Source organism: Mycobacterium sp. (assembly GCF_049281135.1).
In the GTDB taxonomy this organism is placed as follows: Bacteria; Actinomycetota; Actinomycetes; order Mycobacteriales; family Mycobacteriaceae; genus Mycobacterium.
This window is the reverse complement of sequence record NZ_JBAPRN010000650.1, coordinates 20290-27495: the sequence shown is the minus strand read 5'-3', so window position 1 is coordinate 27495 and position 7206 is coordinate 20290. Positions and strand designations below refer to the sequence as shown.

The following is a 7206-nucleotide window of genomic DNA, read 5'->3' as shown; positions in this document are numbered from 1 at the left end:
CAGTCATGGTGTCGACGTCGACAGCGCGGACGAGATCGCTGATCATGTCGTCTCGGGGATTTTCGCGGCGATCCTCGATCAGGGGCACGAAGAACTCCGACAACTCCTTGAGCATGCCGAAGAGCTTGTACGTGGTCTCAGGGCTGCCGCGGCCCTCACTTTGGGGCAGGTTGGCCACCATGTCCGACCAGCGCCGGACATCGGCGTAGCGGTCGGTGGGGACCGACAAAAGGTCGGCGATGACGCCGACCGGGACCGGGATCGCCAACTCGCTGACAAGCTCGTAGCGGTCACGCCCTTCGATGCCGTCCAGGCATTCGGCAACGATTTCTTCGATTCGGTCCTGGAACATTCCGACCCGGCGGGCGGTCAGCCCACGGTTGACGATCTTGCGCTGACGAGTGTGGTTTGGAGGGTCGGCGCCAACGATCACCCGAGCGACCATTAGGTCGCCGAGGTCCAGCGGAAGGGTCTCCGCAAGCTTGGCCAGATGAGTCATCATGGCCACGCTCTCTTCGTCGTCGAAGTCCACCTTCGGTGGAAAGCCGATCGACTCATCCTGATTGGGGCGGTTGGAGAACAGATCGTGGTTGTTGAAGATGTACTCGACGCCCTCATAGCTCGAGACGATCCAGGTGCCGGACGGCGCGCGGTACACGGGCGCCTCGTGGATGAGTCGTTGATAGGTATCGAAGAGTCCCACGCGGCAGGCTGGATCCCATGGCTCGTAGTACAGCTCAGTGCTCGTCATCTCCGGCTGGCCCTCCGATCGTTGAGATAGATATATCGTATCGCAGCGCGGGTTGACCCGACAGGGGATCTGCGCCGTCACTGGCTTTAAATCCCGAGCGATCCGCGATATAGTATATGACATCATGGCTTGGGTTCCGGACCCCCTGACCGGCTGAGAGCCGGCGGCGCCACCCCAAATGGAGGCAGGATGACCCTAGAAACGCAAGCCTCTGCAATGCGGGCCGACACGAAACACGCTGCGCATGCCGGGGCGAACGCGACGGTGGCTCCAGAACCGTCGGCACCCGGTATTGCTCCTGGTCGCCAGGCGCGCCCCGTTCTATGGTGGGCCACCTTGGGCGCCGCCGCGGTCGCGATGCAGCTCTATGTCTTTGGCAGGTGGGTGACCTCCAGCAACTTCGCGCCCACACCCACCGGGGCCGATCCGGTGCCTCACGACGTCATGGTCAAGGCGTGGATTCTGCAGGGCACCTTCGCCGCCGGCGCGGTGGCCACGATCGGCTGGTTGGTTTGGCGGTGCGCGCGTGAACGCCGTCTCACGTTCTACGCCCAAATGTGGATCGCCTGGATGGCAATCCTTTGGCTCGATCCCTGGGCCAACCTGATCCGGCCCCAGATGATGTTCAACTCCTACTACTTCAACCGTGGCTCCTGGGTCGAATACATCCCCTGGTGGATCAGCGCCAAAGGGCACCTGCTGCCGCAGCCATTCCTCATCGAGACCGCCAACTACATGACGATGGTCACGGTAACGGTCGCGGCCGCCAAGCTGATGAGCTACATCAAGCGACGCTGGCCGGGGGTGGGGTTGGTGGGCCTTTTCGCGCCAACCTGGGTAGCGATGATGGTGTTCGTCTTCGCCATCGAAGAGCTCGTCGTCATCCGAGGCGGATGGGTGTGGTGGGCCAGCAACCTCGACGCGCTGACCTTCTGGAGCGGAACCGCCAACGCCATGCCACTCACCGAAATGGCCCTGTGGGGGTTCACCATCACGGTGCTGAGCTACCAGGTCTATGCCTACAACACACGCGGGCAGGCGCCGGTCGAACGCGGGATCGACCGGGTACCCGTGAAGGGCGCGGCGCGCACCGCGCTGAGCACGTTCTCGCTGATCGGTTGCGCTACTGCCGCGATGGGGTTGTATTCCGTCTGCTCTGCGGTGCTGGGCCTGTACAGCGGTAACACTCCGACCCACGTCCCCTCCTATTTCACGAACGGGATCTGCGGCGAGACCGGTGCGCCGCCCTGTCCGACCGACGGCGGACCGATCTACCGCCGAAGCGACTACCGTTGACCAGGCGTCTCGTAACTGAGCGGCTCGGAGCATTTTCGGGCGCGCCGCAACGCACCGGCACATCCCTGCCGATCGCGCATCCGCACCCGTGAGCGATACGACGTCAAGGCTCCGGCGAAGAAACCAGCAAGCTCTATCCACCGACGGATAGGCGTATCGGTAACCCGTTGCCAGGCAGTCAGCACGCGACTGCCCTGTTCGGGTCGACAAGGAAAGGAAATTGATACACATGGCGGTAGCTAGCGATTCCCCGGGTTTGTCTGCCGAGGATCAGACACGATCGGTCGTTCAACAGTTCTACGACTACTCGCTGCGGGCGGACATCGAGGGGGTTGCCAAAATTCTGCACCCTGACATCGTCAACTACGAAGCGGCATCGCTGCCCTACGGCGGCACGCACACTGGCCGTGCGGAGGTCTTGCAACTGCTGGCGCAGCTGTACTCGATGATTGACCTCGACACCGTCGCCGTCGGCGATATCCTGGCCAATTCCGAGCGGGCTGCGGCGTTCCTCGAGGTTCCATTCGGGGATTCCGCAAGCAGTGAGACAGTGTCCGTGATCGAGACGTTCGTCATCCGCGACGGGCTGATCGCCGAGATCAAACCTTATTACTTCGATACCGCTGCCCTCGCCGCCCGCTAACCGAGCCGAGTGCGGCGAAAAGACAGCCCCGACAGCGGCATTGACCTCCGTGTAGACGCGGACTGGTCCCGGTGACTAGTGACGACGAAAGCCTAGTCACCGGGACCGCTCATAGCTCCGCGCCAAGCTTGTTGGTCGCGTCTCGTTAGTCGCGCTTCAGCAGACGGTGACGATCACGCGGGCGACTCCGCATAATCGATCCGCTCCGTTGTTGCTCCACTACGTCCGCGGGCGGCGGTCCAATGTGGCCCTACCGGCGGCGGCCCAACGATCCCGGGCTTTGCTTCGGAGGTTCTCGTGATCGCTTGCACGAGTGGGATTCCGATTGCGTAGTTACCGGCTGAGGTCGGATCGCCTTGGTAATTCGCCGCTCCGCTCTCCATACTTGCGTTGACCTCGAGGAGCATTCGCACCGATGGCCTTCCTTCGATCGTCAGCAGCCAGTGATGCTCGATATCTGAGTGCTCGGGCTGCATCGATTTCCCAACGAACCAGGTGGTTTCGTACAACAAGAAAGGTTGACCCTCGACGAGTGCGGTCCAGCGATGAGTGACCGACGCGACCGCGCCCTCGTCAACCGCATAACTGTCCGCCTGGATAGGATCGCCCGCGACGCGCTGGGCCTGGCTGTGTTCGATGCCATCGATCTCGACGCCGAGCGCATCGCAGATCAGTCCAATGGTTTGTTCCAAATATAGTTGCGCGAGTTGCGCCGCCGCGCTGGCCTTCTCGGATTCCGAGATAGGGAGCCCGATCCCGAGCAGGTGCGCAAGCTCGCTGGAGAGCGGAGTGATGTCGTAGAACTCCTCGATCTTGATGCGGCTGACATCGTGGCTCAAACCGGTAAGCACGACCCCAAGACGCTCGCCGATGTACCCCGGGTTGAGCCCCGTGGCGTGCAGGCTCGAGCCGCCGCGCCGACATGCCTCTTCCAATCGCTCGACCACCTCGGGCGTATGTGACTCGGCGCGGAAGTAGGCGAGCGGTGTGACCACATTCTTCCCGGATTCGAGCAACCGCACTAACACATCATTGGACCGCCAGTCACCGAAGTCACGAGCGCAGTACACAACGCAGTCAGCATCCAGTGCTGCGATCTCATCAGGATCCGCTGTGGTCATGATGCCTGCGGCGGGCAGACCCACCAGCTCGCCGGCATCGACGCCGGCCTTGGCGCTCGTGTACACCTGAACACCGACAACGTCGATCCACGGCAGGCGCAGCGCCTCACGTACGACGGCGCTGCCGACCCCGCCTGTGCCGCAGACAATTACGCGATACCGGCGCTCAGGCGTAGGTCGATGGTCGACCTCGATCCGCGCAGATTCAACAGTCATACTTAATCTCCCAACTGCTAGCTGGACCTTGAGGATCTTCTCCGTCTGGGCTATCCACGCCTCAGAGTGGGCGACGCGGTCTTGAACGTCAGACGCACGCGGGTCACGGTTGGCCGCGCTCGTTTCTCCACGGCGGACTCCTCCACTCGAAAAGCCGGGCGGCTCCTCTTGTGCTCTTCAACGCGGACGACCGCACGCTCCGTTGGAGGTCACGATATGATATCCTACCCATCACGTCAAGCAAACGTTTGTCCTGTTCACGCTGTGTTCGGCCGTGGACGCAACAAGCCCAGCGCGGTGAGCATCGAGTGAGTAAAAGGAGTGCAATGAGCGGGAACTTGGAGGGCAAGGTCGCTCTGATCACCGGTGCGGCACGCGGTCAGGGCCGCAGCCACGCGATCCGGTTGGCGGAGGACGGCGCCGACATCATCGCGATCGATATCGCACGACAGATCGCGAGCGTCCCGTACCCGATGGCGACCCCGGAGGATCTGGAGATCACCCGCAAAGAGGTGGATGCGCTCGGCCGAAGAGTTTTCACTGCGCAGGCCGATATCAGGGAGTTCGAGGCGCTGAAGAAGGCCGTGGACGCGGGCGTGGCCGAACTGGGGCGCCTCGACATCATCATCGCAAATGCCGCCATCTCCACGGTGAGTCTGCATGACGAGGATCCGGTCGCGGAATTCGTCGACACGGTCATGACGAACCTCACCGGCACTCGTCACACCATCCATGCGGGTGTGCAGTACCTGATCGACCAGGGCGACGGCGGCGCCATCGTGATCACAAGCTCCACGCAGGGCCTAACCGGCCGCGGCGGCAACGGGTCGGGAGCCATGGACGGCTACGTTGCGTCCAAGCACGGCGTTGTGGGACTGATGCGTAGCTGGGCGAACTGGCTTGCACCGCACAGTATTCGCGTCAACACCGTGCACCCCACCGGTGTCAACACGCCGATGATCATGAACGAGCCAGTCGGCGAGTTGATGAACTCATCTCCGGAGATCGCGAACGCGATGAGCAATCTGCTGCCGATCCCTGTGCTCGAGGCCAGCGACATCAGCGACGCCGTTGCCTGGTTGGTCTCGGATCAGGCGAAATACGTCACCGGCGTGACACTTCCGGTGGATGCGGGCTTCACGGTCAAGTAGACCCAGCCAATCACCGGCTACTCGAAGGCGTTATTCGACGTGACGGCAACGGCACCGCCAGATCGGATCGCGAATAGAAAAGTCGACCGGCGGTCGGGCATCGCGGTACTGCTCAGTGCTTCGGGGAAGTGTCTTAGCCTGGCGCTGGGGGTCGTGTGCGGGCCGTTGATTGTTTGCGGCCGTGGGTATTTAGCCGAGTACACGGATTTGAATTCTGTGTTTCTACCCCTTGGATCCTGGCAGCCGTTCTTGCGTGCCGGTGAATTACCGTAAGCTGGCGCCGGCATCTAGGCGCAGGTCATTTCCCGTGTAGTAGCTCGACTCATCGGAACACAACCACAGCACGGCATTCGCGACATCTTCGGGCTCGAGCAGTTGAACCGGGATTGCGTGTGCGCTCAAATTGACCTCTTCGGGTTGCGCCCGAGCGAAGTAGTTCGACACCATATCGTTGGCAACCATAAGTGTGTTCACGCCAGTGGGATGCAACATATTGACCCGGATCCGGTGCACAGCAAGAAAACTCGCGTAGTTGCGGGACAGGTTGCACAGCGCAGCCTTCGCGGCCGCGTAACCCAACATCCCGTAGGTATGTCTGCCCTCGGTCCGCATCATCGGCTGCAACGCGGCCATCGACCCGGTGATGACGATGGACCCACCGTCACCTTGATCCACCAACTGGGGGTAGGTGGTTTCGATTGTGTGCAAAACGCCCGTCAGCAGCACGTCGAGACACAACTGCCAGATCCCGACGGTGTTGGACGCGTCGCCAAAAATCGGCATCACTCCCGCGTTCGCGATGACGAAGTCGAGTCGGCCGAATTCGGCCAGCCCGTCGTCGTGCACTGTCCTTAGCGCCGACGGATCACGCACATCGGCAATGCCGGTGACGATCCGGCCACCGAGGGCCTCGACCAGCTTGGCCGTCTCGTCAAGATCTGCCGGGGTACTCATCGGATACTCGACGCCGTCGATCTGCGCGCAGACGTCGACCGCCACGATGCCGCACCCGGCTTGAGCCAGACGAAGCGCATGCGCGCGACCCTGACCACGCGCTGCGCCAGTCACAAAGGCGACTTTGCCGTCCAATTCTCCTGGCATACCGACCCTTATCTGTCCGACGTCAAATCGCGTTGGCTGTGTGGTGCGAAACCCGAAGGTCAAGGAGACCCATCACATCAGCGCGCCATACGATTATTCGATATGATATCGTATCGTACATTGTCTGCGCGAAGAACTGTGTGGCAGACCCAAACCTCGCCATCGTGCGACACCCGGGTTCACCTCATCAATCAGCAGCCCCAAACGACGCATCGGATCGGATATCGTAGGCGAGTATGACCCATGTATATCCGCGGCGCGTACGGCATCGTTCGATGGCGGATCAGGTCGCGGCTGAACTTCGACGGATGGTTCTCAGCGGGGCTTTTGACGAGAACGAGCGCTTGACCCAAGACAAGCTGGCCAAGATGCTCGGAGTCAGCACAATGCCGGTCCGAGAGGCATTGCTGCGCTTGACCGCAGAGGGATTGGTCGTCACTACGGCGAACCGGTCATTCGTCGTCGCGAGTAACCGCAGTGACGACATCCGCGACACGTACTGGGCTTTCGGTCAAATCGCCGGCGAACTTGCCTACCGGGCTTGCCTCGCGCACGGTGCGGACCTCGTCAAACCGTTGTCCGAGCTGCACGCGGCCCACAAGGCCAGTGTCGACGACGCCGACGCACGATTCCGGGCAAATTGGCAGTTCCATCGGACCATCAACCTCTCGGCCGGTTCGCCTCGGCTGCTTCAGCTGGTCCGCTCCACGATGCGGTTCTTCCCTGATCTGCTCGCACTGCCGGGTTCAGTCGAGTTGGCGGAGAGCTGGCAGCGCGCTCTCATCAGAGCATTCAAAACGGGCGACGCCGAAAAAGCCCGAACGATCTCACACACCTATGCGCGCAAATCAGGCGAGTTGTTCGTCGTTGACCGCGAAACGAATCCGAAGCGTGCGCTGTCTGCGTTGCGCGAGCCGTTCGCTTGAG

At 61.8% G+C, this 7206-nt stretch carries 6 protein-coding genes and 1 pseudogene; 4 read left to right on the top strand and 3 right to left on the bottom strand.

The window, feature by feature from the left end; all coding sequences use genetic code 11:
• A pseudogene (locus tag WAN02_RS25865) lies at window positions 1-751 on the bottom strand (hypothetical protein); the annotation flags it as partial.
• A gap of 189 nt (window positions 752-940) precedes the next feature.
• On the opposite strand from WAN02_RS25865, the gene WAN02_RS25860 reads away from it, so the two are divergent.
• Together WAN02_RS25860 and WAN02_RS25855 are read left to right on the top strand one after the other, a co-directional pair.
• A complete protein-coding gene (locus tag WAN02_RS25860) occupies window positions 941-2047 on the top strand; it encodes a spirocyclase AveC family protein (protein ID WP_422267761.1) in 1107 nt (368 codons plus the stop codon).
• Between the two features lie 229 nt (window positions 2048-2276).
• Window positions 2277-2690: a nuclear transport factor 2 family protein gene (locus WAN02_RS25855; RefSeq protein WP_422267759.1), complete on the top strand. Its 414-nt coding sequence runs from the start codon at window positions 2277-2279 to the stop codon at window positions 2688-2690.
• 173 nt (window positions 2691-2863) lie between these two features.
• On the opposite strand, the gene WAN02_RS25850 is transcribed toward WAN02_RS25855, so the two are convergent.
• On the bottom strand, window positions 2864-4027 hold the full coding sequence (locus WAN02_RS25850; protein ID WP_422267757.1) for a hypothetical protein: 1164 nt from the start codon (window positions 4025-4027) through the stop codon (window positions 2864-2866).
• Between the two features lie 326 nt (window positions 4028-4353).
• Between WAN02_RS25850 and WAN02_RS25845 the strand changes: the two genes are divergently transcribed.
• Complete coding sequence (locus WAN02_RS25845) at window positions 4354-5178, top strand: mycofactocin-coupled SDR family oxidoreductase (protein WP_422267755.1); 825 nt, start codon at window positions 4354-4356, stop codon at window positions 5176-5178.
• Between the two features lie 264 nt (window positions 5179-5442).
• Here WAN02_RS25845 and WAN02_RS25840 read toward each other — a convergent pair whose 3' ends face one another.
• Window positions 5443-6279: a mycofactocin-coupled SDR family oxidoreductase gene (locus WAN02_RS25840; RefSeq protein WP_422267753.1), complete on the bottom strand. Its 837-nt coding sequence runs from the start codon at window positions 6277-6279 to the stop codon at window positions 5443-5445.
• Between the two features lie 275 nt (window positions 6280-6554).
• On the opposite strand from WAN02_RS25840, the gene WAN02_RS25835 reads away from it, so the two are divergent.
• A complete protein-coding gene (locus WAN02_RS25835; RefSeq protein ID WP_422267751.1) occupies window positions 6555-7205 on the top strand; it encodes a GntR family transcriptional regulator in 651 nt (216 codons plus the stop codon).
• The last annotated feature ends 1 nt before the right edge of the window (window position 7206 follow it).